This window comes from Plantactinospora solaniradicis (assembly GCF_042658085.1).
GTDB classification, from domain to species: Bacteria; Actinomycetota; Actinomycetes; order Mycobacteriales; family Micromonosporaceae; genus Plantactinospora; species Plantactinospora solaniradicis.
Map to the genome: position 1 here is coordinate 109,696 of NZ_JBHSPR010000008.1, position 24,885 is coordinate 134,580.

The 24,885-nt window shown below is 71.5% G+C and carries 22 protein-coding genes and 1 pseudogene; 6 read left to right on the forward strand and 17 right to left on the reverse strand.

Translation table 11 applies throughout. The annotated features are described in order from the left end of the window. Positions 1-18: 18 nt before the first annotated feature. The 3 genes from ACFP2T_RS10315 to ACFP2T_RS10325 all read right to left on the reverse strand — a co-directional run bounded on the left by ACFP2T_RS10315 (position 19) and on the right by ACFP2T_RS10325 (position 3,559). The gene (locus ACFP2T_RS10315; RefSeq protein ID WP_377420142.1) at positions 19-1,224 is read right to left on the reverse strand and encodes an esterase-like activity of phytase family protein; all 1,206 of its coding nucleotides are present in this window, start codon (positions 1,222-1,224) and stop codon (positions 19-21) included. Positions 1,225-1,355: 131 nt separating this feature from the next. Continuing rightward, entirely contained in the window at positions 1,356-2,219 is an 864-nt protein-coding gene (locus ACFP2T_RS10320; protein WP_377420144.1) for a WD40 repeat domain-containing protein, read from the reverse strand. Then, the gene (locus tag ACFP2T_RS10325) at positions 2,189-3,559 is read right to left on the reverse strand and encodes an Hsp70 family protein (protein WP_377420901.1); all 1,371 of its coding nucleotides are present in this window, start codon (positions 3,557-3,559) and stop codon (positions 2,189-2,191) included. Before ACFP2T_RS10325 ends, ACFP2T_RS10320 begins: the two co-directional genes overlap by 31 nt. 106 nt (positions 3,560-3,665) lie before the next feature. Here ACFP2T_RS10325 and ACFP2T_RS10330 point away from each other — a divergent pair, with 106 nt between their 5' ends. Beyond that, positions 3,666-4,565 carry a pentapeptide repeat-containing protein gene (locus ACFP2T_RS10330; RefSeq protein WP_377420146.1) on the forward strand — a complete coding sequence of 300 codons (900 nt, stop codon included), beginning with the start codon at positions 3,666-3,668 and terminating at the stop codon, positions 4,563-4,565. A 28-nt stretch (positions 4,566-4,593) separates the two neighbouring features. On the opposite strand, the gene ACFP2T_RS10335 is transcribed toward ACFP2T_RS10330, so the two are convergent. From ACFP2T_RS10335 to ACFP2T_RS10390, 12 genes and pseudogenes are all read right to left on the reverse strand, one after another. After that, positions 4,594-5,877, reverse strand: coding sequence for a multidrug effflux MFS transporter (locus ACFP2T_RS10335; RefSeq protein WP_377420148.1), 1,284 nt, complete (start codon positions 5,875-5,877; stop codon positions 4,594-4,596). 186 nt (positions 5,878-6,063) lie between these two features. Further along, positions 6,064-6,588, reverse strand: coding sequence for a CGNR zinc finger domain-containing protein (locus ACFP2T_RS10340; protein ID WP_377420150.1), 525 nt, complete (start codon positions 6,586-6,588; stop codon positions 6,064-6,066). A 167-nt stretch (positions 6,589-6,755) separates the two neighbouring features. Further along, positions 6,756-9,092: an ABC transporter permease gene (locus ACFP2T_RS10345; protein WP_377420152.1), complete on the reverse strand. Its 2,337-nt coding sequence runs from the start codon at positions 9,090-9,092 to the stop codon at positions 6,756-6,758. Further along, a complete protein-coding gene (locus ACFP2T_RS10350) occupies positions 9,089-9,796 on the reverse strand; it encodes an ABC transporter ATP-binding protein (protein ID WP_377420154.1) in 708 nt (235 codons plus the stop codon). The genes ACFP2T_RS10345 and ACFP2T_RS10350 overlap by 4 nt, the downstream gene beginning before the upstream one ends. Before the next feature lie 234 nt (positions 9,797-10,030). Next, positions 10,031-12,517 (reverse strand): effector-associated constant component EACC1, encoded by a 2,487-nt coding sequence (locus ACFP2T_RS10355; RefSeq protein ID WP_377420156.1) that lies wholly within the window; start codon positions 12,515-12,517, stop codon positions 10,031-10,033. A gap of 147 nt (positions 12,518-12,664) precedes the next feature. Next, positions 12,665-13,336, reverse strand: coding sequence for a response regulator (locus ACFP2T_RS10360; RefSeq protein WP_377420157.1), 672 nt, complete (start codon positions 13,334-13,336; stop codon positions 12,665-12,667). Beyond that, on the reverse strand, positions 13,333-14,634 hold the full coding sequence (locus tag ACFP2T_RS10365; protein ID WP_377420159.1) for a sensor histidine kinase: 1,302 nt from the start codon (positions 14,632-14,634) through the stop codon (positions 13,333-13,335). The genes ACFP2T_RS10360 and ACFP2T_RS10365 overlap by 4 nt, the downstream gene beginning before the upstream one ends. A 243-nt stretch (positions 14,635-14,877) precedes the next feature. Next, the gene (locus ACFP2T_RS10370) at positions 14,878-15,726 is read right to left on the reverse strand and encodes a nuclear transport factor 2 family protein (protein ID WP_377420161.1); all 849 of its coding nucleotides are present in this window, start codon (positions 15,724-15,726) and stop codon (positions 14,878-14,880) included. Between the two features lie 83 nt (positions 15,727-15,809). After that, a complete protein-coding gene (locus tag ACFP2T_RS10375; RefSeq protein ID WP_377420903.1) occupies positions 15,810-16,784 on the reverse strand; it encodes a sigma-70 family RNA polymerase sigma factor in 975 nt (324 codons plus the stop codon). 220 nt (positions 16,785-17,004) lie between these two features. After that, positions 17,005-17,472, reverse strand: a pseudogene (locus ACFP2T_RS10380) (class I SAM-dependent methyltransferase); the annotation flags it as partial. Between the two features lie 12 nt (positions 17,473-17,484). Continuing rightward, entirely contained in the window at positions 17,485-17,739 is a 255-nt protein-coding gene (locus tag ACFP2T_RS10385; RefSeq protein WP_377420163.1) for a hypothetical protein, read from the reverse strand. Beyond that, the gene (locus ACFP2T_RS10390; protein ID WP_377420165.1) at positions 17,715-18,890 is read right to left on the reverse strand and encodes a cation diffusion facilitator family transporter; all 1,176 of its coding nucleotides are present in this window, start codon (positions 18,888-18,890) and stop codon (positions 17,715-17,717) included. The genes ACFP2T_RS10385 and ACFP2T_RS10390 overlap by 25 nt, the downstream gene beginning before the upstream one ends. Positions 18,891-19,013: 123 nt before the next feature. Between ACFP2T_RS10390 and ACFP2T_RS10395 the strand changes: the two genes are divergently transcribed. Beyond that, a complete protein-coding gene (locus ACFP2T_RS10395; RefSeq protein ID WP_377420167.1) occupies positions 19,014-19,370 on the forward strand; it encodes an ArsR/SmtB family transcription factor in 357 nt (118 codons plus the stop codon). 8 nt (positions 19,371-19,378) lie between these two features. Here ACFP2T_RS10395 and ACFP2T_RS10400 read toward each other — a convergent pair whose 3' ends face one another. Beyond that, positions 19,379-20,005 (reverse strand): DUF2625 family protein, encoded by a 627-nt coding sequence (locus ACFP2T_RS10400; RefSeq protein ID WP_377420169.1) that lies wholly within the window; start codon positions 20,003-20,005, stop codon positions 19,379-19,381. A gap of 220 nt (positions 20,006-20,225) precedes the next feature. On the opposite strand from ACFP2T_RS10400, the gene ACFP2T_RS10405 reads away from it, so the two are divergent. From ACFP2T_RS10405 to ACFP2T_RS10420, 4 genes are all read left to right on the forward strand, one after another. Beyond that, the gene (locus ACFP2T_RS10405) at positions 20,226-21,218 is read left to right on the forward strand and encodes a sugar kinase (protein ID WP_377420171.1); all 993 of its coding nucleotides are present in this window, start codon (positions 20,226-20,228) and stop codon (positions 21,216-21,218) included. 17 nt (positions 21,219-21,235) lie between these two features. After that, positions 21,236-21,988 (forward strand): IclR family transcriptional regulator, encoded by a 753-nt coding sequence (locus tag ACFP2T_RS10410; RefSeq protein WP_377420173.1) that lies wholly within the window; start codon positions 21,236-21,238, stop codon positions 21,986-21,988. Further along, positions 21,985-22,608, forward strand: coding sequence for a bifunctional 4-hydroxy-2-oxoglutarate aldolase/2-dehydro-3-deoxy-phosphogluconate aldolase (locus ACFP2T_RS10415; protein ID WP_377420175.1), 624 nt, complete (start codon positions 21,985-21,987; stop codon positions 22,606-22,608). The genes ACFP2T_RS10410 and ACFP2T_RS10415 overlap by 4 nt, the downstream gene beginning before the upstream one ends. 73 nt (positions 22,609-22,681) lie before the next feature. Continuing rightward, positions 22,682-23,794 carry a CapA family protein gene (locus ACFP2T_RS10420; protein WP_377420177.1) on the forward strand — a complete coding sequence of 371 codons (1,113 nt, stop codon included), beginning with the start codon at positions 22,682-22,684 and terminating at the stop codon, positions 23,792-23,794. 19 nt (positions 23,795-23,813) lie between these two features. Here the strand turns inward: ACFP2T_RS10420 and ACFP2T_RS10425 are convergent, their stop codons facing one another. Continuing rightward, complete coding sequence (locus ACFP2T_RS10425; RefSeq protein WP_377420905.1) at positions 23,814-24,875, reverse strand: ABC transporter permease; 1,062 nt, start codon at positions 24,873-24,875, stop codon at positions 23,814-23,816. Positions 24,876-24,885 lie beyond the last annotated feature (10 nt).

Here is a 24,885-nt window from a genome sequence, read left to right on the forward strand (position 1 = left end):
CGGCGGAGCGCGCGGCGGTCAGTAACGCCGCAGCACCCGCTTGTCCGCGTCCAGGTCGTGGTCCAACTTGATCACGATGAACTCGTTGTTGTCGGACTGCCCCGGGGTCCGGCCGGCCGACGACGGGAAGTTGTTGTCGTTGAGCACGGCCAGGGTGCGGTCGTCGAGGATGACAACGTCCTCGATCGTCTGGAACGGGAAGGTGAACCGGGGACCGAAGCCGCCCACCCGCTTCGGGTTGGCGATGTCCATCAGGTCGGCGACCAGCGTCTTGTCGAGCTGGCCGTCCCGGTTCCGGTCCCGCCGGTCGGCGAGGTAGATCTTCTTCGTCTTCGCCGTCGCGCCCTCGCCGTTGTCCCGCTCGATGACCAGGAAACGGTCCTTGTCGACCGCGATCGCGTCGCCGATCGCGTTCGCCGGGGCGTCGAGCAGGTACGTCCAGCGCCGACCGGTGTACGCGTTCGCGGCGATGTCGAACTCGTTGAACCGCAGCGCGCCGGCCGGGTCACCGGCGACCGTCCCCTCCAGCAGCGGGTAGAGCGTGCGGCCGTCGGGGGACTGCGCCATGCCCTCGAAACCCTTGCTGCTGTTCAGGTTGGCCGGGGTGTCGCCCCGCCCCGGGTTCTCCGGTGCGAAGACCCCGGGCAGCGGTACCGGTGCCTGCAACAGCCGACCGGCCCGGTCGAAGTGCAGCAGGAACGGGCCGAACTCGTCACCGATCCAGTAGGTCCCGTCGGCGGTCCGGGTGATCGACTCGACGTCGAAGTCGGCGCCGGTCAGCACCCGGTCCGGGCGGGTGAGCGGGAACGGCACCTTGCCGTCCGGGTCGGTGAGGTTGATCCCGCCGAGCAGGTCCACGGTGCCGGGGCCGAAGTTCGGTCCGACCCGCTGGATCCGGAGCAGGAAGTCGGCGCTGTTGGCCTTGTTACCGAAACCGTTGTCGGACAGCACGTCGAAGGTGCCGTCGCTGTTGCGCAGCACGCCGCTGAAGCCCTGGACGGGCTGGTCGGCGAAGGGCGGAGTGATCCCGTTGACCGGCGCCGTACCCAGCAGGGAACCGGCCGGCTCGCTGCCCGGGACGTACGTCCGCGCGGGCAGCGCGGCGAACTTCAGCAACTCGGCGCGGTCCCAGGTGCCCCGGTCGGCGGCGGACGCCACCCCCGGCATGGTCATCGCCAGGGCCGCCACCGCGACCCCCACGCCGACCCGCTTGATTACTCCCATCGGTCCTCATTTCTTAGCCGTGACTCGGTGGGAGGCTAGGGGCGGCCGGTGAACTGGGTCTGTCCACGAGGCAGTGATCGTCGGAACCTTCCGGCCGGCCCGCCAGGTCGGCGCGCGGGGCCAGGGGCGAATCAGCGGAGAATCTCCCACAGGAACAGCGAGTTGCCGACCGCGCCGGCCAGGATCGTGCCGTCCGGGTTGAACGCCACGCCGGCGACCTCCGAGGTCCCGTCGGTGAGCGGCGTACCGATCATCTCGCGGCTGGCCATGTCCCACAGCCGGACGTGCCGTCCACCGGTGGCCAGGACCGAGCCGTCCGGGCTGAACGCGACGGATTCGGCCGGAAGCAGCAGGTCGATCGGCTCGCCGACCTGTTGCCGGCTCGCCAGGTCCCACACCCGCACGGTGGCGTCCCTGCCGTTGCTGGCCAGAAAGCGTCCGTCCGGGCTGAACTTCACGTCGTTGACGGTCTCGTCGTGGGCGCTCAGCGACGCGCCGAGCTGTCGGCGGGTGCGCAGGTCCCACAGCCGCACCGTCCGGTCGGCACTTCCCGAGGCCACGACATTCCCGTCGTGGGGGTGGAACGCCATCGCGTACACGTTGTCGGTGTGGCCGAGAAGCGGGGCACCGAGCGCCTGCCGCCGGAGCACGTCCCACAGCCGGATGGTGTGGTCACCGCTGGAACTGGCCAGGGTCCGCCCGTCCGGACTGAAGTCCACGACGTAGTTCACCGAGGTGTGCCCGATCATCGGATAACCGAGTCGACCCCGGGTGACCACGTCCCACAGCCCGATCCCGAAGTTGTTGCCGCAGGCGGCGAGGACGCTGCCGTCCGGGCTGAACCGGACCCCCCGGACGTAGTCGGGGACGGCGTCGTCGGCCTCGAACGGGATCGGCTTGTCGATCGGTCCGCGACTCGTGGTGCTCCACAGTCGGATGGTGCCGTCGCCCCCACCGGTGGCGATCAGATCGCCACCGTGCACGTCGAAGGCCACATCGAAACCGTGTTGGTGTGCCCGGTCAGTTCGGCGGCGAAGCGGGCGCCGGTGACGGGGCTGGGAGTGGGACTCGGTGAACCCTTGGGCGGATCGCGGCGAAGCACCGCGGCGGCACTGGCCGTGGTGCCCAGGGCGGTGACGGTCGCGGCGCCGACGATCACCGTACGCCGGCTGAGACGCCGCCGCCACGCGCTGCCGGAGGCGCCGGTCGCGATGGTCGGTACGGGCACCGGCCCGACGCCCGGCCCCGACGAGGGCGCCGGTTGGATCGTACGACGGATCAGCAGGCTCCCCTCGGCCACCACGAGTTCGGGCTGCTCGATCGCGACCGGTGCGATTCCCAGCGCCCGGTGCAGCAACGTGGCGGCCAGCGGGATCCGGGACGAGCCGCCGACGAGGAACACGCCGCCGATCGACTCACGGGGGATGGCGGCATCGCGCAACAGTTCGAGTGTGGTGTTGGTGGTGCGGTCCAGGTGCGGCCGTGCCGCCTTCTCGAACTCGCCCCGGGTGAGGTGTATGTCGGTGCCGACCACCGGCAGCCGCAGGTCGGACGTCGGGTGCCGGGACAACTGCTCCTTGGCCGACCGGGCGCCCCACCACAACGTGTGCCTGGCAAACCCGTCATCGACCGTCTGCGGCCAGTCCAGCCGCTTCCAGGCGTCGCTCGCGGTCGCGGTCAGCGCCCGTACGTGCGCGACGACGGCGGCGTCGAACTCCAGACCGCCGACGTCGTCCAGCCCGGCGGAGGCGACCACCTCGAATCCCGTCGCCGACACGCGCACCGCGCTCACGTCGAACGTGCCCGCACCCAGGTCGTAGACGATGACACAGCGTCCCGGTGCGATCCGCCGGCCCAGGGCGGTGCAGAAGTACGCCGCCGCGGCGACCGGTTCGGCGACGAACTCGACGTTCGCGAACCCGACCTGGGCGGCGGCCTCGGCGAGAATGCCGAGTCGAACCCGACTCCAGTTCGCCGGATGGGTCAGCACCACCACCGCCGGTCGCTGACCGGCGACCCGGTACGCCTCGGCCGCGACCCGGGCCAGTACCGCCGCGATCAGGTCGACGACCCGGAGTTCCCGATCGCCCAACCACACGGTCCCGTCGTCGACGCGCCGTTTCGGGTTCGCCTCGAAACCGGCGGGATGACCCAGCGCGGCACGTTCGGCGTCGGCGCCGGTGAGCATCCCGGGCGATCCCGGTCCGACGAACACCGCCGAGGCCAGGAGGGGAGAGGCGTCGAACAGCAGCGGCTTGATCCGACCGTCCGGCCAGGCCAGGGCGGCGACGGTGGTGGACGTGCCGAAGTCGATGCCCAACCAGTACTCGCCCATGGCCACCCGTCAACTCTATGAGCCTGGCCGACCCTCCCGCTCGTCACGTTTCGGCGGCGGGGGTCGGTACCCTTCTACGCAGCTCAACCACCAGGAGACCGATCACTTGTCCGGGAATTCCAACACCGTGGCACCGCCGACCGGCGGGCCGGCCAGCCTACGCGCGAATTGTGAACGCTGCTTCGGGCTGTGCTGCGTGGTGCCGGCCTTCTCCGCCTCGTCGGACTTCGCGCTCGACAAGCCCGCCGGGCAGGCCTGCCGGAACCTGCAACCGGACTTCCGCTGCGGCATCCACCGCAACCTCCGGGAACGGGGCTTTCCGGGTTGTACGGTCTTCGACTGCTTCGGCGCCGGGCAGCAGGTGTCCCAGGTCACCTTCGGCGGGCGCGACTGGCGGACCAGCCCGGAGATCGCGGCCCGGATGTTCGAGGTGTTCCCGGTCATGCGGCAGCTGCACGAGCTGCTCTGGTATCTGACCGAGGCGCTGGCGCTGCGACCGGGGGACCCGCTGCGGGCCGAACTCGGCGCCGCCCGCGACGAGACCGAACGGCTCGGCGGCAGCGATCCGGAGACCCTCGTCGGGCTGGACGTCGCGGCACACCGGCAGAACGTCAACGCCCTCCTGCTGCGTACCAGCGAACTGGTGCGCGGCCGGGCCGGCCGGAGCGGACGCGATCACCGGGGTGCGGACCTCGTCGGCGCCGATCTGCGCGGGGCCGACCTGACCGGCGCCAACCTCCGGGGGGCGTACCTGATCGGGGCCGACCTGCGTGGCGCCGACCTGACGATGGCGGACCTCACCGGGGCCGACCTGCGGGGTGCGAACCTGCGCGGGGCCGACCTGCGCGCCAGCCTCTTCCTCACCCAGGCCCAGGTCGACGCGGCCAAGGGGGACGTCACCACCGGCCTGGCGCCGGCGCTGCGACACCCCGCGCACTGGCAGCTCTCGATCACCCCGAACCGGCCCCCGGCGGGCAAGCCCCACCGCAGGCCCCGGCGCCGGTGACGCCGCGCCACCGACGCCCCTCGTGCGATCAGTGCGCGGCGACCGGTGCCGCCTCCGGGGTGATCCCGGATAGCCGGGCGGGCCGGACGACCAGGAACAGGACGACCAGCGCCGCCACCATCCCGCCGAAGACCACAGTGCCCATCGCCACGCTGCCGTTGCCCAGCACTCCGACCATCGGCGCCGTTACGGCACCGATGCCGAACTGGATCGCACCGAGCAACGCGGCGGCGGTACCGGCCGCCTCCCCGTGCCGGCTCAGCGCCAGGGCGGGGGCGTTCGGCATGGCGAGGCCGGACGCCGCGAGGACCACCCAGAGCGACACGAGGATGGTCGGCAGTCCGCCGAGACCGGTGGCGGCGAAGCCGAGCAGCGCGAACCCGGCTACGGCGCCGATTGCCAGCGCGGTGACCAGGATCCGCTGCGGCGAATACCGGCGGAGCAGTCGGACGTTCAGTTGGGAGGCCGCGATCAGGCCGATCGCGCCCGTGCCGAAGACGATCCCGAACTGCTGCTCGTCGAGGCCGTACTGCTCCTGGAAGACGAAGGAGGAGCCGGAGACGTACGCGAACAGTGCGGCCATCGGCAGCCCGGCGACCAGGACCAGGCCCATGAAGGTACGGTCCCGCAGCAACGAGCGGTAGATCCGGCCGGTGCCGAGGATGCCTCCACTGCGGCGCCGGTGCACCGGCAGCGTCTCGGGAAGCTTGACCGCCGCGAGGACGACCAGCACGATCCCGAACGCGCCCAGCGCGATGAAGACGCCACGCCAGTCCGTCCAGCCCAGCACCGCGCTGCCCAGCGTCGGGGCCAGCACCGGTGCCGCGCCCATCACGAGCATCAGCCGGGAGAAGATCCGGGCGAAGGCGGTGCCGCTGAACAGGTCGCGTACCACCGCCATCGCCACCACCGAGGCGGCGGCGGCCCCCAGCCCCTGGAGCACCCGCAGCACACCGAGGGTCGCGATGTTGGGCGCGACGACGCACAGCGCCGACGCGGCCACGTGCAGCACGAGGCCGGCCAGGAGCGGCGTGCGCCGGCCGACCGCGTCGGAGAACGGCCCGATCAGCAGTTGGCCGAGGGCGAGTCCGGCGAGGGTTCCGGTCAGGGTCAACTGGACCGCCGCCGACCCGGTCTGGAAGTCGGCCGCGATGGCGGGAAGCGCCGGCAGGTACATGTCGATCGTCAAGGGCCCGATCGCGATCAGCGAGCCGAGCACGAGGACGAGCCGTAGCCGCTGCCGGCCATCCATCAGATCGCCCGGCGTCTGTGCTGGCGCGAGCGTCTCGACGGGCTCAGCCGTGACGGTCATGGGGTCCTTCCGGAGGGTCGGTCGTGCGTCTGGGCGGGAACAGCGAAGATCACACCTGCCAGCAACCACTGGCGCCCCGGCACATTCCCTGTGGATCAAGAGGTAACCGACCTCACATCCGCTGAGCCCGTACCGGCCGGGTCGGTTCGGACATCGCGCCCCGTGACCTCAGCCGGCGACCCGGGGCTAGCGGCGGCGGGCCGTGGCGCGGTGCCGGCGGACCGCGTCGCGATTGGCGCAGCGGGGCGAGCAGTAGCGCTGTCTGCCGCCGCGCGAGGTGTCGACATAGACGATCTCGCAGTCGTTTCCGGCGCAGCGGCCGAGCCGGTCCATTCCGCGTCCCGCGAGGTGCAGGGCGGTGCCGACACTCACCAGGGCCCGCAGCACCGAGCCCAGCGGGACGCCCTCGTCGCGGTAGTGCAGGTGCCAGCCGGTGCCGCCATGATCGGTGAGCCGGGGGTACGCGGAGGCCGCCGCCAACAGTCGGTTGACCAGGGCGGCCCGCCGTGCCGGCTCGGTGGCGTCGGCGACCTCGCACCACTGGTCGACGAGTTCGAGCGCCACGGCCAGGTCCTGGTCCCCGACCGGCATGTCGATGACCAGCCCGGCGGCGGCGCAGCGGCGTACCAGTTCGGGCAGGGACCGGGGGCGGTCGTTGGCCAGATCCGCGATCAGCCGGACCGCGTCCTGGCCGTAAGGGTTGAGATGCACAATGCCATTACAGCAGGCTTGGGCCATGACCTACGAGAACGGGCACGACTGGCAGACCCGATCGCGCCACTGGACCAGTGACGGAATCGTGAGCTACCAGTCGTGCCACTGCGGGGGGTGGCGCCTGCTGACCGGTCCGGGACCGCTGGCGCCGTTGGCAACCGCGTCTACTCGTGATGCAGCACCCCGGCGATCGGAAGACGCGCGGCGGAACGGGCCGGAACCAACGCGCCGAGGACGGCTATGACGACGCCGGCCACGGCCAGAAAGGCCAACTGCGGCGGGTGCCAGACGTCCTTCATGGACTTCGGAAACGCGATCACCGTGACGTTGTCGACGATCAGGCGGTGCGCGACGATCCCGAGCGGGATTCCCAGCAGCCCGCCGACCGCGCCCAGCGCCGCCACCGACGTCACCGTCATCCCCACGACCTGTCGCGGCGTCATCCCGATCGACTTCAACATGCCGAGGTCACGGCGGCGCTCCCGGACGGTCAGCAGCACCGTGTTGAACACGCCGAGCGCGGCGACGATGGTCAGCAGCACCGTGAACACCGACGCGAAACCGACGACCGTCGTGGTGACGGTGTTTCCCGAGCCCAGCAGCGTCGGGTAGAGGCCCGGGGCGGCCGCCCTGACCGCGTCGACGTACGCCGGACCGTCGGCCCCGGGAGCGAGCGTGACCGTGTAGTCGACGGCCTCCGTGTCCGGGGCGAGCAGTCGCAGCGTCGGCCAGTTGGAGTCGACCGCCCGGGGATTGCCGGTCATCGTCTCGCCGACGACCGTCGCGGGCAACTGCCGGCCGTTGCGGTCCAGCGTGATCCGGTCGCCGACCGCCAGCCCGTGCTGACGCAGGAACGACGGCCCCGCCACGACCTCGCCAGGTCCCTCCGGCAGGCGCCCCGCGACGAGCTGCGCGGCGGCGACCGACGTGTCCCCACGGTAGAAGTTGACGAACCGGGCCTGCGGGTGACCGACGAGACGTACCTGGAGCAGCGCGCGGGCCGTCACCCGGTTCCCGCCCGGAAGGCTCCGCAGCAGCTCGTCGATCTGGCGGTCGGTCAGCTCCGGCGCGATGCGGTGGTTGGCCGGACTTCCCACCTCCACCTGGACCCGAGCGGCCCCGTCGCTCCGACCGGCCGCGCCGAGAGCGACCATGGTGCTGCTCAGCCCGGTCGTCAGGGTCACCGTCGTCACCCCCAGGACGATCGCCGCCGTGGTCAGGACGGCGCGACCGGGCCGGGTGAACGGTTGGGCCAGGCCGAGGCTGACGGGGCGGGGTAGCCGGGTAGCACTGAGCCGGCGCTGCACCCGCAGCCCGCGTCCGGCCCGTGGCGCGCTGCCCGCGCTGATCGCCCGCGCCGCGGAGACCCGGTGCGCGCGCAGCGCGGGAATCAGCGCGGTGACCACGACGAGGACGGGCATACCCAGCAGACAGGCGACCGGCACCCAGGGGCGCAGGCCGATCGCCGCGCTGCCGGTCTCGACCCCGGAGAACGCGATCTGGAGTACGGGCGACGCCAGCAGGAAGCCGAGCAGGGTGCCGAGGAGACAGCCGACGATCCCGGGTACGGAGACCATCGCGAGATAGACCGCGACCACCTGGTTCGGGGTGAAGCCGATGGCCTTGAGCACGCCGATGTGCCGGTACCCGGAGACGACCGCCCCGCTGACCACGTTCCCGACGATCAGGACCGATACCACGAGGCCGAGGACGCCGAACACCATCATCAGTGGAAGATAGGAATCCGCCTGTGCCGAGAACGCCTGCCTGAGGGTGAGGTACGACTGCGTGTTGGTCAGTGCGCCCTCGGGCAGTCCGGCGGTGGCCTCGGCCAGCCCGGCGTTCACCTGCGCGTCGGTGCCGGACGCCGTGAAGCGGTAGAGCATCTGGACGGCCGTCGGACGTAGCGCGGCCATCTGCTCCGGTGCGACCCAGGCGTCGGCGGATCTGCTCATGCTCGACGCGAAGCCGACGAGGCGCAGCGGTGGGCCGCCGTCCACCTCGACCCCCGAGCCCAGCAGCTTCGGGTCGGGTGTGCCGGCGTGACCCAGGTTGACGACGATCTCACCGGGGGCGGTGGCCCATCGCCCCAGCCGGAGTTCGAGCCGGTCCACCGGCCCGGCGGGGTCGGACCGGCCCACCACGGTACGGGCACCGGCCGGCTGCCCGTACCAGTCCTTGGAGATCTCGACGATGGCCTGGTCGAAGGGCCCGGCGACGGCCTCGACCCCCGGCCGCCGGCCGGTCTGCGCCAGCGCCGCGTCGGAGGTCTTCGTCGGGTCGAAGCTCGCCACCGCATGTGCGCCGTGCTGGGCGGCGAAGGCCCGGTCGAAGGGCGCCGCCGCGGAGCCGAGCAGGGCCAGCGCGAGCAGGGCCGTCGTGCTGGAACAGAGGACGACGAGCCCGATGACGACCGTCTGGAGCCGACGGCGTTTCACCGCCGCCCGCGAGGCCCGCCACACCGCACCCGGGCCCGCCGATCGCCCCTCCCGCCCGGTCACGCGACCGGCTCCGGCGTGCGCTCCCGAACCACCCGGCCGTCGGCCATCTCGACCAGGCGGCTGGCGCAGCGGGTGGCCAGTCGCGGATCGTGGGTGACGATCAGCAGGGTCTGGCCGGTGCGGTTGAGCCCGACCAGCAGGTCCATCACCTGCTCGCCGGAGCGGCTGTCCAGCGCGCCCGTCGGCTCGTCGGCCAGCAGCAGCGCCGGACGGTTCATCAGGGCCCGGGCCACCGCGACCCGCTGGCGCTCGCCACCACTGAGCTCACCCGGATAGCTGTCCTTCCGGTGGGCGACGCCGAGTTCGTCGAGGAGTTCGAGCGCGCGGGTACGGGCCCGCCGGGACGGAACGCCGGTCAACTGCGCGGCCAGCGCGACGTTGTCCAACGCCGGAAGGTCGTCGAGCAGGTTGAAGAACTGGAAGATCATGCCGATCCGCCGACGCCGGAACAGCGCCAGACCGGTCTCGCCCAGCCTCCCCAGATCCTCGTCGTGTACGGCGACCGTTCCGCCCGTGGGCCGGTCGAGGCCGGCGATCATGTTGAGCAGAGTGGACTTGCCGCAGCCGGACGGCCCCATCACCGCGACCGCCTCCCCGGCGTGGATCCGCATCGACACCCCGGCCAACGCCCTGGTGTCGCCGTACTCCCTGCGCACGTCGTCGAGCCGCACGACGACCTGCCCTCTGCTGTTGTCGCTGGTCATGGCACGAAGTTAGGCGCGGCACCCGGACGGGGCATCGTGCCGGAGAGCCAACCCACGGCGTAGCTCCCGGGAGCTACCCGGTTGAGGTGCGCACGTACCCGACCACCGGCGCCGCCAGGGAGCCGGCCGCTGCGGACACACCCGGACCGACCGCGGTCGACTCCTGGCCGGGGTGAGTGGGTCTCCCGGTTGCCGCTGGGGCGTCACGGATCTGGATCACGGTCGCCCGGTCGATCATTGCTGCGCGTCCGGCTGAGGCGGGGGTGCGGCGGCGGGTCGCAGGGCGGTGTACAGGGCGCCGGCCGCGAGGGCGGCGGCGGTCACCTCGAGCAGGAAGTGCCCGACCGATGTGGTTGGGCGGGCGCTTCCGCCGATCGGCACCCGCAACAGCAGCATGGCGAGAAGCGACAGTCGAGCCGCGGCGAGCAGGAGCGGTCGGTCGTCGCCGACGAGCGCGACGACCAGCACGACGACGACCAGCAGCGAAGCGTACGGGATGCGGTGGGACTCGTCCGAGTACGTGACGAGCGTCCAACAGATGTCGGCGACGACGAGAGCCGTCGACAGCACACCGAGGCTGGCCGTCGACCGCGACGGTGCGGTCCGCCACCGCAGTGCGGTCGCGGTCACCGCCACGAGCGCCAGCAGTGTCCACGCGACGAACAGGAGAACGGCCCAGAGGCTGTGGTCGCCGTTGTCGAGGAACACGGTGACGGCATCCGGGACGACGACGGTGACGGCGAGCGCGACAATGGCGAGCGCCGCGCTGACGACGGTCGCGGTCGGCAGGCGCCCGCCGGGCCGCGGGAGAACCTCCAGCACCACGGCGGCGAGGACCAGTACCGCGCCGGCGGCCGCTATGTAGAACCCATCTTCGATGATGATCTGGAGCGAGCGGTTGGTGGTGGCGCCGGAGAGGAGGCCGAGGATCCCGGCCGCGAGGCCGAAGGCGGCCCCCTGGGCGATGCCGCGTTCTCGGCCCTCCCGCGCGAACGCGAAGACCAGTGCGCCGCAGACGAGGGCCCACAGCCAGGGAGTAGCCGAGCCGAGCAGGTCGGACCAGGGAGTGAGCACTTCCGGCTCGCCCAACCGCATGCCGAAGCCGACCACGAGCAGGGCGGCCCCCAGCGTCGCGAGGCCCCGGGCGGGCGCCTGTCGAATGATGCGGCGGTGAGCGCCGGTCGCGGCGGGCCGCTCGGGCGGTTCGGGCGGTTCGGCCGCCGCCCGTGGCTGCGGGACCCGCGGCCGAGCCTGCTGAGCCGGCTGTGTGGCGGGACCTTCCGGACCGCTCGAGATCTCCGCACCGCCCGAGATCTCCGCCGGGGCCGTCGGCGGGGTGGGCGCCGCGATCTCGGCGGCGGGAATGGACGGCGAAGCGTCGCCGAGGATGGTGGCCGCCGCGGCGGACACCGAGCGGCTGTCGTCGTCGGTCAGGCGCTCCAGCGCCAGCCGCGCGGCCAACGCCATCCCCGCGTGCCGGCCACGCACGAGCCGCTCCAACTCGGTGACCGCGCCCAGGCGTACGCCGCTCAACGGATGCTCGATCGCCTCCTGTAGCTCGGACGGCAGCCGCGCGGGCGTGGTCACCGGCCGGCTGCGGCGGGCGAGGTGGAGGTCGCCCTGCACGTCGAAGGTCCACTTGCCGGGTGTCTGGTGGGGAGTCGAACGGCGGACCTGGTCGTACACGTAGTCGTACAGCTCGTCGAGGCCGACATAGCCGTCCTGGTCGCGGTCGGCATCGCCGGTTTCGAGCCCGGCCACCAGCGCACTGGTGAACACCGAGGGACCGCCGACGTTCGTCTCGGCCAGCTGCTGCCCCTCGAACGCGTACTCCATCGCGCTCGATGCGGTGATGACCGCGCGGCCGCGCCCGCCGAACTGGTCCTCGATCGCGATCCCGCCGCCGGCGCGGGCGACCATCCCACGCCCGAAGGCCCCGGCATAGCAGCAGTCCAGCAGCAGGACGATCCGACGGGACTGGCTGCGGCTCATCCGCCGGTTGACGAAGTCCGCGGCGACCGCGGTCGCCCCGAGCCGGTGCAGTTTGGTCGACGCGGCGGCAAGGAACAGCTCACCGTCCGGGTCTTTGACGCCGTGGCCGGAGAAGTAGAACAGCAGCAGGTCGTCGGAGGCGCGGTCGGCGAAGAAGTCCTCGACCGCCTCGTTGACCACCGGCCCGGTCTCGTTGATCACCGTCCGCACGTCGAATCCGCCGATCGCCGGGTCACTCAGCACCCGGGCGAGCCGTTCGGCATCGTGTGCCGGCGCGCGCAGCCGGCGCAGCCCCGGATCCTGGTAGTCGTAGTTGGCGACGATCAGCGCGTACCGGCCGCCGACGAGCCCTGAGTCGCGAAGTTCGTGACGGCGCAACCACGCGTCGGTCAGCCGCCGCTGCTCAGGCGACGGCAGGCCGGACAGTTCCAGGGTCTCCCCGTCAAGCTCGAGTCTGACCGTGCCCTGCCGACGTTGCGTCAACCAGGCCGAGATCGCGTTGATGACGGCCGCGAGAACCGGCGACTGAGACAGCGTCACGACGAGGGTGCCGATGGCGGCCAGCTCTACTGCCCTGGTGCCGGGCGGTGCCGACCCGGCCGGTGCGCCCCCGATCGTCACGTCGAGGTCGAGCAACTCCGTCCGAAGCCGGCGGGCCAGGTCGTCGAGCTGTTGGTCGTCGGCGCCGTCATCGCTGACGACGATCGTCACCCGGGCCGGCTGACCCATTTTCGACACCTTCTTCCGGCAGCGCCTCGGTGCGAGATCAGCGTAGAAGGGTGGCCGTAACGCCGGGCAGCAACATTCCGATAGTTGACAGAATCAGGCGGTGCGGTCGGCTCCCCGTCCACCGACCGGGGCCGACGGCCCGACCGGTCAGTACGCGGCGGGGCGTACCAGGCCGGTCTCGTAGGCGAAGACGGCGGCCTGGGTACGGTCGCGCAGGCCGAGCTTGGTCAGGATCCGGCCCACGTGGGTTTTCACGGTCTGTTCGGCGACGACCAGGTGCGCGGCGATCTCCGCATTGGACAGACCCTGGGCGATCAGGGACAGCACCTCGGTTTCGCGTTCGGTCAGGTCGCCCACCCGATCCTTCAGCGGGATCCGGGGTGCACCGGCCGTTCGGGAGAACTCGGCGATCAGCCGCTTGGTGATGTTCGGCGACAACAGCGCGTCGCCGGCCGCGATCACCCGTACCGCGTGGGCGAGTTCGGCCGCCGAGGCGTCCTTGAGCAGGAACCCGGACGCGCCCGCGCGCAGCGCCTCGTAGACGTACTCGTCGAGGTCGAAGGTCGTCAGCACCAGGACCTTGACGGTCGCGCCGGCGGGCTCGGTGAGCCGGCGGGTCGCCTCGATGCCGCCGAGTACGGGCATCCGGATGTCCATCAGCACGACGTCGGGAGCCAGTTCGGTGACCTTGCTGACGGCGTCGGCGCCGTCCACGGCCTGACCGACCACCTCGATGTCGGGTTCGGCGTTCAGTAGCACCGTGAAGCCCTGCCGGACCAGCATCTGGTCGTCGGCGATCAGGACGCGGATGCTCGTCATACGGTGTCCTCGGCATGGTCGGCGGACTGTCGCAGGGTCGGGGCCGGCAGGGTCGCGATCACGTCGTAGCCGCCGTCCGGGGTCGGGCCGCTGGCCAGTATCCCGCCGAGCATGGCGACCCGCTCCCGCATGCCGAGCAGGCCGTGGCCGGCGCCCGGCGAGGGCGCGGCGGGACGGGCCGGCGCGGTGTTGCTGATCCGGATGGTGAGGCTCGTCGGGTCGTACCCGATCAGCACCCGCGCGGTCGCTCCCGGCGCGTGCCGGATCGCGTTGCTGAGCGCCTCCTGCACGAGCCGGAACGCCGAGAGCTCGACGCCCGGCGCCAGCGGGCGCGGCTCGCCGGTGGTCTCGGTGGTGACCGTGACGCCAGCGGCGCGTACGTTGCCGACCAGTTCGTCCAGCCGGTCGAGGGTGGGCTGCGGCGCGTGCCGGGCCTCCTCGGACCGGGTGTCCTCCAGACGGAGCACCCCGAGCACCCGGCGTAGCTCGGTGAGCGCCTCCCTCGCGTTCTGCCGGATGCCCGCGAGGTTCTCCTTCAGCTCCTCCGGCGGGTCGTCGACCAGGTGCGGAGCGACCTGTGCCTGAATGGAGATCACCGACAGGTGGTGGGCGACGACGTCGTGCAGCTCGCGGGCGATCCGACCACGCTCCTCCAGCGCGGTGCGCCGGCTCCGCTCCTCGGCCGTGACCTCCTCCTGCGCGAGCAGCTGACTCCGGGCCACCCGCCGAGCGCGCACCATGGCGCCGAATCCCGCCGCGACGGCGAATATCAGGATTGCCCGCCCGAGACCCGTACCGATCCACTGGAGGAGCCCGACCTGCCCGAGCCTGTGCAGATCGAACCCGGTGCAGACCAGGCCCGCCAACACGGTGATCACCAGTGCCTCGACCACGGCCCGGGGGCGTACCCGCAGCGCCAGCAGGAACAGCACGCCGGCCTGCGCGACGATCGCGGAGTAGCCCCAGGGGAACGGCGCACCCATGACCAGCGTTCCGACGACCATGGCTGTCGTCCCTGCCCACCAGGCTGGCACGGGTCGGAACATCGCCAGGACCAGCGCCGCCGCCTGGATGCCGGCGATGATCGATCCGAAGCCGACCGGCCCGTGGAAGTACCTGGCGGTGAGGTCGAACGTGACCGCCGCGGACACCACCACCAGCAGATGCGGCAGCCGGGCCAGCCAGCGTGGCCACGCGCGCGGAAGCGGGTTCGCGGCGGCCGTCCACAGGTCCTCGCGTAGGTCCCGCAGCACCGTCAGTACGGTGGTGACCGGTCTTCCCGCGCCGCCCATGCTCATCAGCCCCATCCTAGGTACGCCCGGCCCTGACCTGGGCGGTTGGCTCCCTGGCCGAAGCTATGGGCCGGACAGCATCGTCCGCGTCCCGCCAGAGAGTGCACTTCCCGGGTAGTCCTCGAGGACTACGGACCGGGCGAGTTGGTGGGCGGGCCCGACCCGGCCCGCGCCCCCGGGGCCAGGGGCGCGGACCGTTCGTCGACCCGACTCCGGTGGCCGTCGCAGCGCCCTCCCCGGATATCCCGGCTACGGACGCAGGTCCGTCTCCGCCCGTCCGCTGGCCGGGTCGTACGGGACGGAGAGATGCTGATGGATCATCAACCACTCGCCGTTCCGCCGCGCGAACACCCGCGTTCCACGCGACCAGCTCTCGAACTGCCGGCCTCCGGCCTGATCGACCCGGACGTGATTGAGTCCCCACGCCACGGCGAGGTCATCCCGAACCATGATCGTCAGGTCCGGCACCTCGAAGCCGATCTCGGCGTCCCCACCGGCGTCGAGACCACGCCGACAGACTTCCCGTACGGCGTCGACGCCGACGCACCGCAGGGGCCCCTCGTGCTCGTACGAGACGATGTCGTCGGCGATCGTGGCCATCATGCCGTCCAGGTCCTTCGAGGCGGTCTGCTCGAACCACCGCTGGTGCACCTCACGGATCTCCTGCTCGGCATCGGGATTCCCGCCGTCGTTCCCATCCGGCCCGGTGAGCGGGAACGAGTGGTGTTCGTGGGCGACGACCCACCGACCGTCCTCCCTGCGTAGGCCGAAGGTCAGCCGCAGGCGGTTGTCGGGGTTCGCCGCGACATCCCGCGGTGTGCCGCAGCGCAGCAGGGCGTACGCGAAGGCGACGTCGGAGCCGGCGGTGATGTCCAACGACTCGATCTCGAACGAGGCACCCCCGGCCTGCCACTCGAAGAAGGGCGGCCAGGTCGCCCGGTAGGCGTCGAGATCGCGTACGCCCTCGTAGGGTGGCGGTACGTCGAACATGACGATGTCCTCCGCGTGGTCCGCGACGACCACCTCCAGGTCACCGCCGTGTACCGCCTCGGCCCAGCGCTCGATCAGGGCGCGGATCTGCTCTTCGTCGGTAGCCATCGGTCAGCTCGGTCCTTCCGGTTCGGTGCTTCCGTCAGCACTACAACCCGGGCGGATCCGGAAACTCATCGCGGGGCGCCGGATTATCTTCGGTCGAGCGCCACCGGCAGGCCGAACGTCGCGAAGTCGGCGTCCAGGAACGAGACCACCTCGGCGATCCGGGTACCACGCAGGGCGAGCAGGTCCAGGCCCGCCGCGACGTAACTGGCCCGATCCTCGTCCCACAGGTACGTGCCGAACGCGAGCTGCCCGTTGGCCCGGGCCGGCAGGAAGCGCCAGCGTCGGTGCAGGGTCGCCTCGGTTAGGAAGCCGCGGATGCCGTCGTGCCCCTCGTACCACGCCGTCAGCGGCGGCATCGAGTACTTCGCGTCCTCGGTCAGCATCGCCACGATCGACTCGACGTCCCCGGCCTCCCAGGCGGCGGCGTACCGCCGGACCAGGTCACGCTGCTCCGCCGTGTCCAGCGCGTTCAACGTCTGCCGCTGGGTGGTCTCCGGCAGCAGGTCGACCAGGACCTTCCGGGACCGTTGCAGCGCGCTGTTGACCGCCGGAACCGTGGTCTCCAACAGGTCGGCGACCTCCCGGGCGGCGTACCCGAGGACGTCGCGCAGCAGCAGGACGGCCCGCTGCGACGCCGACAGGTGCTGGAGGGCGGCGACGAACGCCAGCTCCACGCTCTCCCGCGCCACCACCTGAGCCTCCGGGCTCAGCTCCGCGGTCCAGCCCATCAGCCGGTCCGGGTACGGTTCGAGCCATGCCGCCTCGGCCAACGGCGCGCCTTCCGGGCTCAGATCGGTCGGCAGCTCGCGCCGTCCCCGCTGCTCGATGAGCGTCAGCGACCTGTTCGTCGCGATCCTGTAGAGCCAGGGCCGTACGGTGCCACGGTCCTCGAACCGCTCCAGGCTGCGCCAGGCCCGGTCCAGGGTGTCCTGGACAGCGTCCTCCGCGTCGTGGACCGAGCCCAGCATCCGGTAGCAGTGCGCGCGCAGTTCGTCCCGCAACGGCCCGACCAGGCGGCCGAAGGCATCGTCGTCACCGGCGCGGGCCGCGACCAGCAGTTCCGCCGAACTGGGCTCCTCCGCCGAACTGGGCTCCTCCGCCCGGCCCGACCCGGTCACCCGTCCGGCATTCGTCTCCGGCCTCACCGGAGCCAGGCTACGTCAGGTCCGCGCTGCTCCTGTCGCCTCCGGCTTCCGCCAGCCGTAGCGGGACTCCGCCTCCCTGGTCCGAGCCTGACAACAGGTGGATGCCGGTTGAGATGGGCGGATGGACCCGCAACTATTCCGGCGCCGGGACGTCCGCTGGGCACGCCTGGACGTAGTACAGCCAGGGACGCCGGTGGCCGCTGCCGGTGATCTGGAAGCCGGCCCCGGTGACGAGTCCGGCGAGTTGATCGATGGGGTTGTGCTGCATCGCGTGCCCGCCGGCCACGCCGATGAGGTGGTTCGCCAGTCGGTTGCGAGGTGGCCGGAAGTCGGCGACGAACAGGCGTCCACCGGGGCGGAGCACCCGGTGCATCTCGCGTAGCGCTGTGGCTCGAAGCGCGACGGGTATGTGGTGGATGGCGAGACTGGAGATCACGACATCGAAGGACGCGTCGGGCTGGGGGAGGGCCTCGGCGCCGGCCACCAGGAAGGTGCAGTGCGACGGGGCGGCCCGGGTCGCGTACTCGACGACCGGCGGCGACGGGTCGACGCCGACCACCAGACCGTCGGGCGTCACCGCCCGGCCGGCCCGTCGGGAGAGGTAGCCCGTGCCTCACCCGACGTCGAGGACCCGGTCGCCGGGTTTCGCGCCGCTGAGTGCGACGAGACCGTCGTAGATCCGGGGCCGTAGCCCGACGAAGGCGATCGCGGCCGAGAACTCGTACAGCCGGGCCCGGCGGATCAGCCCGCCGTGCTCGTGCCCGCCGTGCTCGTGCCCGCCGTCGCTGTGTGGACCGTCCCTGTGTGGACCGTCGTTGTGAGGGCCGTCGTTGTGCGGGCCGCCTAGGAACCTCTTGCCCAGCTCCACTCTGCTCTCCCGTGCGTGCGGTTGGCCGGCGCTGACGGCGGCTGGTGCCGGCGCAGGTGGTGATCCAGTGCCGCGTGCGAGTCGATGTCCGCGGGGTCGGTGTGGATCATTACGGCAACCACCCGGGGTACTGCGTGCCGCAGTCGGTGCTCCGCCTCGACGGCGATGGTGTGGGCGTCGACGACCGACAGGCTGGCGTCGACACCGAGGTTGGTTTCGGCGTGTAGTTGGTGCCCGACCCACCGCACCCGTAGCCCGGTCACGGACCGAACTCCGGGTGCGGTCGCCAGCGCATGCTCGGCGGTGGTGACCAGTTCGGGGTCGACGGCGTCCATCAGCCTCCGGCAGACCTCCTGAGCGGCGGTCCTGAGCACCACCAGCACCGCCACGGTGATCAGCAACCCGACGACCGGGTCCGCCCAGCCCCAGCCGATCGCCACCCCACCGGCACCCAGCAGTACGGCGAGCGAGGTGAACCCGTCCGTACGGGCGTGCAGCCCGTCGGCGACCAGAGCGGCGGAACCGATCCGTCGCCCGACGGTGATGCGGTAGCGGGCCACCAATTCGTTGCCGACGAAGCCGACCAGCCCGGCCCCGGCGACCGCCCAGAGGTTGTGCACCGGTGCGGGATCCAGCAGCCGGTTCACCGCCTGGTAGCCGGCCAGTGCCGCCGAGATCGCGATGAACGCCACGATCACGATTCCGGCCAGGTCTTCGGCCCGACCGTAGCCGTAGGTGTAGCGGCGGGTCGCGGGTCGGCGCCCGAGCAGGAAAGCCAGGCCGAGCGGGACCGCCGTGAACGCGTCGGCGAGGTTGTGCATGGTGTCGCCGAGCAGGGCCACCGACCCGGTGAACACCACCACGACCGCTTGGAGCAGAGCCGTGGCACCCAGCGCGGCGAGGGAGATCCACAACGCCCGGATGCCCGCCCGGCTGCTCTCCATCGGGGCGTCGACCCGGTCCGCGCTGTCGTGGGAGTGCGGGGTGCAGAGATGTCGTACCCGCCCCCACCACCGAGCCGCGCCCCGCCCGGCCCCGTCCGCATGCCCGTGCCCGTCCTCGTCCCCGTGCCCGTGCCCGTCCTCGTGCCTGTCCCCGTGCCTGTCCTCGTGCTCGTGCTCGTGCCTGTGGTCGGATGCCGAGGATGCCATGCGTGTGCTCCGGGGGTGCTCGTCGGCGGCCCAGGGTGTTAATAGGGGGCCCTTCATCTACAAAAAGCGATAAGAAGGGGCCCTTCCTTGCACCCGGGCGGAACACTGCCACAATAGGTGCTCATGTACGCACGCGACAACGCGGCAACTGCGGGTAATGGGCAACTACTACCGGGCAGCACCCAGATCGAGACGGCGGTGACGGCGCTGCGGATGCTGGCCGATCCGACCAGGCTGCGGCTGCTCTGGCTCCTGCGCGACGGCGAGTACGACGTCGGCAGCCTCGCCGCCGAGGTCGGTGCCGCCCGGCCGGCGGTCTCGCAACACCTGGCCAAACTGCTGCTCGCGGGCCTGGTGAAGGTGCGGCGCGACGGGCGGCGGGCGCTCTACCGGGCCCGGGGCGGGCACGTGTGCAGGCTGGTCACCGAGGCACTGCACGCCGCCGAGCACCACCTCACCGGCGCACCCGACCACGACTGACTCCGGTCCTACGGCTGCCCTGCCGGGCCGAGTTGCCGGGCCATCTCGTGATTGAACGAGATCAACTGTGGGAGCGGAACGGCCTTCCGGGAGACCGTGGCCAGGTCCTTTCCCTCGGCGGTCCACGGCGGCGGCAAGGTGCTGAGGCCCTGGTCGGGCGAGAGGGCGGCCACCTCCGCCTCCCAGCCCGGCCAGCGCAGCGTGTCGTAGAACCGGGTGAGCGAGCCGGCGAGCATCGCATGGAGCCAGTCGGCGTACCCCTGCTCCAGGTCCTGCCAGTCGAGATCGTCGGGCGCGAAGTAGTGCACGGTCGGGGGCGTACCGGGACGGGCCCGGGCCCAGACGAACTGGCCGCCCAGCACGTCATGCCCGACCACCAGTTCGCCGCTGGCCGGATCCGCGCCGGCCAGTACGTCCGGCAGCCCGGTGCTGCCGCAGCCGAGTACCCGCAGCCACCCGTGGTCCACGAGCAGTCCGCCCGAGTACGCCACGACGGCACCCAGCCACGACCTTGTGGTGATCTCCAGTCGGGCCAGGCAGGTTTCCGCCGGGACGGGATCCGCCGGCAACACCCGCACCGGGTACGGCGACGCCGCGACGGCCGCCGACACCTCTGCCCACGCAGATGTCTCCATCCGAGGCAGCCTGCCAGATCCGGGGGCACCGTGTGCGGCGGCCGCCTGCCCGAGCACCGTGGGTGGCGACTGCCTGCCCGAGCGTGGCAATCGCCACTTAACGGCCGTCGGCCGGGTCGAGATGTCGCGCCGCGAGGACCACTGATCTAGGGTTGTGCCCCCGGTCAGGTGATGCACATATTGAGCAGCGGTTGCAATATTTGCAACAGATGGGAGTGCCGTGACATCGGTGGCGACGGCCGGTGGGCAGCCTTCGACGCCGTTCGACGCGATCTGCGTCGGCGAGACGATGGTGATGGTGACACCGACCCCCGGCGGGCGGCTGGACGCGGCGTCGACCTTCGTACTGCGGGCCGGCGGTGCCGAGTCCAACGTCGCGATGTTCCTGGCGGCGCTGGGCCACCGGGTCGCCTGGGCCAGCCGGGTCGGCGCCGATCCACTGGGTGACCTCGTCGTCGAGCAGGTCGCCACGACGGGCGTGGACACCTCGCTGGTCGAGGTCGACCCCACCCGCCCCACCGGCGTCTACCTGAAGGACCCCGGGCCCGCCGGCACCAGGGTCTACTACTACCGTCGCGGATCTGCGGCGGCCAGCATGGAGCCGGCGTACGCGACGCGGATCAGCGCACTGCCGTCGGCCGTACTGCACCTGAGCGGCATCACCGCCGCACTGTCGGAAAGCTGCCGGCAGCTCGTGGACCAGCTGCTCCTCGCCAGTCGGGACGCCCGGCGGCTGATCTCGTTCGACGTCAACTACCGATCCGCGCTCTGGGACGGGCGGGCCGCCACCGACCTGCTCAGGCTGGCCCGCGCCGCCGACGTGGTCTTCGTCGGTCTGGACGAGGCGGCCCAACTGTGGGACGTCCGGACTCCGCAGGAGGTCCGGAAGTTGATCGACCTGCCCGGCACTCTGGTGGTGAAGAACGGCTCCGTGGACGCCGTCGCGTTCCACGGCGACGGCGTCACCGTCGAGCCGGCCCGACGGGTCGACGTGGTGGAACCGGTCGGTGCCGGTGACGCCTTCGCCGCGGGATGGCTCTCCGCCGCGCTACGCGGCCTCGACCATCCCGCCCGGCTGAAGCTGGGTCACCTCGTCGCCGGTGCCGCACTCGGCTCCGTCGGGGACTTCGCCGCCCTCCCGCCCGTCGACAGCATCTGCGCGACACTCGGTATCGAGCCGGACAACTGGCGCAGCCCCTCTGAAGCGGCCTGATCGGGAGCCCCGAGGCGATGTCACAGACCGTTCAACGCGCACTGAGCATCATCGAGTTCTTCGCCGAGCGGCCCCGCTCACTCGGCGAGATCGCCGAGCATCTCGGCGTACACAAGTCCACCGCGCTGCGGCTGTTGCAGACGTTGGAACGCAGCGGCTTCGCCCGGTCGGTCGATGGCCGGTACACCGTCGGCTTCCGGATGGTGGCGATCGCCCACCAGGCCGTGGAACACCTCGAGCTGCATCCGGTCGCCCATCCGCACCTCGTCCGGTTGGGCGACCGGTACGGCCACACCGTCCACCTCGCCCAGTTGGTCGAGGACGAGATCATCTACGTGGCCAAGGTCGACGGTCGGGGGGCCTTGAAGATGCGGTCCCGGGTCGGCCGAGCGGTGAACCCGCACACCTCGGGAGTTGGCAAGGCCATTCTGGCGTACCTCGACGAACCGTCCCGGGACCGGTTCCTGTCGAGGCTCACGTACCAGCGGCACACCGCGACCTCCATCACCACCCCGGCGGCGTTCCGGCAGGAGCTGGCGCGGATCGCCGAACGTGGCTGGGCCGAGGACGACGGCGAGTACGAGGACTTCGTCAACTGCGTCGCCGCTCCGGTCCGCGACGCCCGGGGCCGCGTCGTCGCGGCGGTGTCGATCACCGCGCTGCGCGCCCTCGCCTCGCTGGACCAGCTCCGCGAACACCTGCCGCAACTGACCGAGACCTGTGCCGCGATCTCCCGGGACCTCGGCTGGACCGGAGATCATCGACCATGAACGGAGTGACGGTGGACAGCCACGCGACGACCTTCTTCGACAACCTCTTCGTCGACCAACCGGTGATGGCGATCCTGCGCGGCCTGCCGCCCGCGCAGACCGTCGCACTGTGCGAGCGGGCCTGGGACGCCGGCATCGACGTGGTGGAGGTGCCGGTGCAGAGCGCGGACGCGCTGCCGTCCCTGCACGCCGCCATCGCGGCCGGCCGGGACCGCGCCCGGCCGGTCGGCGCCGGCACGATCGTCACCCCCGAGCAGGCGAGGACGGTGTACGAGGCCGGCGCGGTCTTCACCGTCGCGCCCGGGTACGACCCGGAGGTCGCCGCCGAGTGCGTCGCGCTCGGCCTGGCCCACCTGCCCGGCGTCGCCACCTCGTCGGAGATCGGCCAGGCGCTCCGGTCCGGCCACACCTGGCTGAAGGCGTTTCCCGCCAGCGAACTGGGCACCGGCTGGATCCGTGCCCAGCTCGCCCCCTTCCCGACGGTGAAGTTCGTCGCGACCGGTGGAATCGACGCCGACAACGCGGCCGGCTTCCTCGCCGCCGGCTGCCGGGTGGTGGCCGTCGGCTCCGCGTTGCAGGACCCCCGCCAACTCGGCCTGCTCGCCAAGATGGGGTGTTAATAGGGGGCCCTTCTTCTACAGAAAACGATAAGCGGGGGCCCTTCCTTACATCTTGATGCGTACGCTCTGCCGGATGGGCGGCGGGGTGGTACGGGTGTGGCGGGCGGTGCTCGCGGGCGGTGTGGGCGGGGCCCTGTTGTTCGGGTGTTCCGCAGAGCCGGCGGTCGGTCCGGCGGGGCCGACGGTCGTACCGAGCGTGCCGACCGGTGCGTCGGCCAGCCCGGCCAGCCCGGCCGGCACGGGGTCGCCGAGCCCGGCGGCATCGGTCGAGCTGCGGTTGGCGTTCGCCGGCGACGTGCACTTCACCGGCCGTACCCTGCGGCTGCTGGACGAGCCGGAGACCGCGTTCGGCCGGATCGCGCCGGTGTTGCGGGACGCCGATCTCACCCTGCTCAACCTGGAGACGGCGGTGACGGGGCGGGGTACGCCGCAGCCGAAGCGGTTCCACTTCCGGGCGCCGAAGAGCGCGTACGCGGCACTGCGCGCCGCCGGGGTCGACGCCGCGTCGGTTGCCAACAACCACGTCCTCGACTACGGGCCGGTCGGACTGCGTGACACCCTCGACTCGGCGGCGGAGGCGAAGTTCCCGGTGTTCGGCGCGGGGCGGAACGCCGACGCGGCGTACGCGCCGTGGCTGACGACCGTGCGCGGGGTCCGGATCGCCGTACTGGGCATGTCGCAGGTGCACGAGTTGTCCGCGCAGTGGAAGCCGACCGCGACCCGGCCCGGGGTGGCGATGGCGTTCGACGCCGCGCGGGCCACCGCCGCCGTCCGGGCGGCCCGGGGCCAGGCCGATCTGGTGATCGTGTTCATGCACTGGGGGATCGAGGGCAGTTCCTGCCCGAGTGGCGAGATGAAGACGTTCGCCTCGCGGATATCCCGGGCCGGTGCCGACATCGTCCTCGGTACGCACGCGCACACGCTGCTCGCCGACGGTTGGCTGGGCCGGACGTACGTGCACTACGGGCTCGGCAACTTCCTCTGGTACGGCGACTCGAAGAGCACCGACTCCGGGGTGCTCCGGCTGACCGTGCGGGGCCGTACGGTGGTCCGCAACGAGTTCCTGCCCGGCACGGTTTCCCGTACCGGGCAGCCGGTGCTCGTCAGCGGTGGAGCCAGAGAGCGGATCCAGGACAGGATCGCCGCGGCGAGGCGCTGTACCGGCCTCGCCGCGAAGCGACCGTGACGACGACCCGAGGCGCTGCTCAGGACACCCGGGTCTCGCGCTCCCGCCAGGCGGCGACCAGCGAGGTCTTTCCGTTGGTGCGCAGCAGCGACCCTTCGTAGAGCCGGGCGGCGAACATCAGGAACAGTCCGGCGGCGACGAGCAGGATCAGCAGCGCCAGGATGGGCTCCCAGGGGGCGGCGTCACCGAAGAACAGCCGCAGCGGCATCGCCGTCGGGGCCGAGAACGGTATGTAGGACAGCACCGTCATGGCCACCGGGTTGTCGTTGAGGAACAACACCCCGAAGAACGGCAGCATGATGACGATCTGGGCCGGGCCGGACGCCCCGCTGATGTCCTCCTGGCGGCTGACCAGCGCGCCGGTAACCGCCCACATCGAGGCCAGCAGCACGAAGCCGACGACGAAGAACGGGATGAACCAGGCGATCGCCGGCCCGAGTTGGCCGAGCAGCCCGTCACCGCTGTCCACCACCGTCATGGAGACCACCGACACCAGCGCGATCAGGGCCACCTGGCCGAGCGCGAGCGCGCCGTTGCCGAGTACCTTTCCGGCCAGCAGCGCCCGGACCGGTACGGCGGCAACCAGGATCTCCACGATCCGGGTCTGCTTCTCCTCGGTGACGCTCTGGGCGATCTGGATGCCGAAGGTCAACGAGGCGAAGAAGAAGATCATCCCGAACGCCATCGGCACCATGAAGGCCAGAATCGGGCTGACCGCGTCCGGGTCGAGCAGTTGGACCGTGGGTGGGTTGCTCAGCGCCCCGACGATGGAGTCCGGCGTACGGTCCATCGCGAGCACGGTGAGCCCGCCGGGCTCGTCTCCCGGGACCACCGCGGCGTCGACCTCACCGTCTCGGACGAGTTGTTCCGCGCGCTGTGCGTCGGGGACCGACACCACCTCCATCCCGGCCTGGTCCAGCCGGGTGGCGGCGTCGGCCTGCACGACGGCGACGGTGGAACTGCTGCCCGCGAAGATTGCCGGCAGTACCGCACCGGCCACGGCGACCAGCAGGAAGAAGACGGTGCTGATCAGGAACGTCTTGTCCCGGAGCCGTACCGCGATCTCCCGGCCGGCGACCAGCTTGGTCGCC

What these genes read in the sequence shown, in the direction of transcription:
- ACFP2T_RS10315 (WP_377420142.1), bottom strand. Translation starts at nt 1,224, where the DNA reads ATGGGAGTAATCAAGCGGGTCGGCGTGGGGGTCGCGGTGGCGGCCCTG.
- ACFP2T_RS10325 (WP_377420901.1), bottom strand. Translation starts at nt 3,559, where the DNA reads ATGGGCGAGTACTGGTTGGGCATCGACTTCGGCACGTCCACCACCGTC.
- ACFP2T_RS10335 (WP_377420148.1), bottom strand. Translation starts at nt 5,877, where the DNA reads ATGACCGTCACGGCTGAGCCCGTCGAGACGCTCGCGCCAGCACAGACG.
- ACFP2T_RS10350 (WP_377420154.1), bottom strand. Translation starts at nt 9,796, where the DNA reads ATGACCAGCGACAACAGCAGAGGGCAGGTCGTCGTGCGGCTCGACGAC.
- ACFP2T_RS10355 (WP_377420156.1), bottom strand. Translation starts at nt 12,517, where the DNA reads ATGGGTCAGCCGGCCCGGGTGACGATCGTCGTCAGCGATGACGGCGCC.
- ACFP2T_RS10360 (WP_377420157.1), bottom strand. Translation starts at nt 13,336, where the DNA reads ATGACGAGCATCCGCGTCCTGATCGCCGACGACCAGATGCTGGTCCGG.
- ACFP2T_RS10365 (WP_377420159.1), bottom strand. Translation starts at nt 14,634, where the DNA reads ATGAGCATGGGCGGCGCGGGAAGACCGGTCACCACCGTACTGACGGTG.
- ACFP2T_RS10370 (WP_377420161.1), bottom strand. Translation starts at nt 15,726, where the DNA reads ATGGCTACCGACGAAGAGCAGATCCGCGCCCTGATCGAGCGCTGGGCC.
- ACFP2T_RS10390 (WP_377420165.1), bottom strand. Translation starts at nt 18,890, where the DNA reads ATGGCATCCTCGGCATCCGACCACAGGCACGAGCACGAGCACGAGGAC.
- ACFP2T_RS10395 (WP_377420167.1), top strand. Translation starts at nt 19,014, where the DNA reads ATGTACGCACGCGACAACGCGGCAACTGCGGGTAATGGGCAACTACTA.
- ACFP2T_RS10400 (WP_377420169.1), bottom strand. Translation starts at nt 20,005, where the DNA reads ATGGAGACATCTGCGTGGGCAGAGGTGTCGGCGGCCGTCGCGGCGTCG.
- ACFP2T_RS10410 (WP_377420173.1), top strand. Translation starts at nt 21,236, where the DNA reads ATGTCACAGACCGTTCAACGCGCACTGAGCATCATCGAGTTCTTCGCC.
- ACFP2T_RS10415 (WP_377420175.1), top strand. Translation starts at nt 21,985, where the DNA reads ATGAACGGAGTGACGGTGGACAGCCACGCGACGACCTTCTTCGACAAC.
- ACFP2T_RS10420 (WP_377420177.1), top strand. Translation starts at nt 22,682, where the DNA reads ATGGGCGGCGGGGTGGTACGGGTGTGGCGGGCGGTGCTCGCGGGCGGT.